At 70.5% G+C, this 1,829-nt stretch carries 2 protein-coding genes and 2 pseudogenes; 2 read left to right on the forward strand and 2 right to left on the reverse strand.

Features of this window, described 5'->3' with window-relative positions; all coding sequences use genetic code 11:
* A pseudogene (locus tag ACWD3D_RS36560) lies at positions 1–94 on the forward strand (ParA family protein); the annotation flags it as partial.
* Between the two features lie 43 nt (positions 95–137).
* Here ACWD3D_RS36560 and ACWD3D_RS36565 read toward each other — a convergent pair.
* The gene (locus ACWD3D_RS36565) at positions 138–914 is read right to left on the reverse strand and encodes a class I SAM-dependent methyltransferase (protein WP_451464957.1); all 777 of its coding nucleotides are present in this window, start codon (positions 912–914) and stop codon (positions 138–140) included.
* 97 nt (positions 915–1,011) lie between these two features.
* On the opposite strand from ACWD3D_RS36565, the gene ACWD3D_RS36570 reads away from it, so the two are divergent.
* Entirely contained in the window at positions 1,012–1,641 is a 630-nt protein-coding gene (locus ACWD3D_RS36570; RefSeq protein WP_451464958.1) for a CGNR zinc finger domain-containing protein, read from the forward strand.
* Here the strand turns inward: ACWD3D_RS36570 and ACWD3D_RS36575 are convergent.
* Positions 1,545–1,829: pseudogene (locus ACWD3D_RS36575) on the reverse strand (nickel-type superoxide dismutase maturation protease); the annotation flags it as partial. The gene ACWD3D_RS36570 and the pseudogene ACWD3D_RS36575 overlap by 97 nt on opposite strands.

Consider the following 1,829-nt stretch of genomic DNA (forward strand, 5'->3'; position numbering starts at 1 on the left):
CGACTACGACTACATCGTGATCGACTGTCGGCCCTCGCTCGGCCTGCTCACCGTCAACGCCCTGACGGCCGCGCACAAGGTGATCGTGCCCCTGGCCCCGTACCGCCCCCGCCGCGTCCGGCCACCGGCCTCCCGCCCTACTTCAGCGCGAGCACCACCGCGTCCGAGGGGGACGCCCAGACGGTCCGCGCTTCCCCGAAGCCGGACGCGAGCAGCGTACGAGCGTGCCAGTCGGGCGAGGGGGTGTCACCTTCGGCGTGCTCGCCGTAGATGACGAACCGTTCGGCGGTCGGTCCCGCGAGGGCCGGATCCTTCGCGGCCAGGGCCCACCACTCGGCCCAGTCGAGTGCCCCCGCCGCCTTCGCGCGGTCCATGGCGGCGTGCCGGTGGGCGCGCTCGGCCGCGTTGACGCGGGGAGTGGCCGGGTCCGTCATGTGGTCCGCGTTCATGAACACCCCGCCGTCCCGGACCAGTCGGCCCAGCTGCCCGTAGAGCGCGGCGAGCGGCTCGCTGGGGAGCCAGTGGAGCGCCGTGGCGGTGAGTACCGCGTCGTACGAGGCGCGGGGGAGGGCCTCGGTCCAAGCGGGGGCCTTGAGGTCGGCGGTGACGAGGGTGACCCGGTCGTCGCCGTCGAACGTGCCGCGTGCGATGGCGAGCAGCGCGGGATCGAGATCCACTCCGGTACTGGTGGCGTTCGGGAACCGCCGCAGCAGCCGGTCCGTGATACTTCCCGTACCGCAGGCGAGGTCGAGCACGCTCGGCTCGGGGCCGACCACGGCCTCGACCATGTCGAGCATGATCCGGAAGCGTTCTTCGCGGTCCGGCATGTACCACTCCTGCTGGCGGTCCCAGCTCTCCTGCCAGGACCGCCAGTCGGTGCCCGCCGCCGTGTCCGTCACTCGGGTGTCCGTCATGTGACCCCTCCCGTTCCGATGTAATGGTCATTTTGGTCAATCAACCATTACACTGCTGACTACAGGGAACTTTAGACCGACGCCGTAAGGACGACAAGTGGAACTGGCCTATTACTCGGACTACGCCGTGCGTCTGGTCAACACCGAGGAGCCGGCCCGCAACAAGGACGTGCTCACCTCGGTCGACGCCGTCCGTGAACTCTTCGCCGGCAATTCCCAGGCGGCCCGGCGGGCGACCGACGCCGACGTGACCCGCTTCCGTTCCGTACGGGGCCGGCTGCGCGCGGTCTTCGAGGCGGCGGACGGGGGCGACGAGACACTCGCGGTCGACCTGCTGAACTCCCTGCTGCTGGAGTTCCCCGTCAGTCCCCAGATCTCCGGCCATGACACCCTGGACGGCACCGGGAAGCCGGACTGGCACATGCATCTGGCGGACCATCCGTCCAATGCCACCGCCGGATACGCCGCCATCGCGGCGATGGGGCTCGCCTTCCACCTCACCACCCACGGAGTCGACCGGCTGGGCCTCTGCGAGGCGCCCCCGTGCCGCAACGCCTACCTGGACACCTCCACCAACCGATCGCGGCGCTACTGCTCCGACCGTTGTGCGACCCGCGCCAACGTCGCCGCCTACCGGGCCCGCAAACGCCTGGAGGCCGACCGGTCCGCCGGCAACGGCCGTGCCGCCGAAGCCGCCCAGCCGAGCACCCCCAGCGGCGAACGCTGATCCTTCCTCAACGGCCGGAACCGCAGGTGCGCCCTGGCCAGCACGAGATCCTCCGGGACGGTTCCGTACACCGTGCTGTCCCCGCCCGCGAACGTGTTGTCGGCCAGCACCCACCAACCGCCCGGGCGGCGCTCGGTGGCCCGCTTCACCACCAGCAGATCCTGCTGGAAGGGGTGGCGCAGGATCAC

The organism is Streptomyces sp. NPDC002690, assembly GCF_053592415.1.

Excerpts from the sequence above, each read along its gene's own strand:
- ACWD3D_RS36565 (WP_451464957.1), bottom strand. The coding sequence starts at position 914 with ATGACGGACACCCGAGTGACGGACACGGCGGCGGGCACCGACTGGCGG.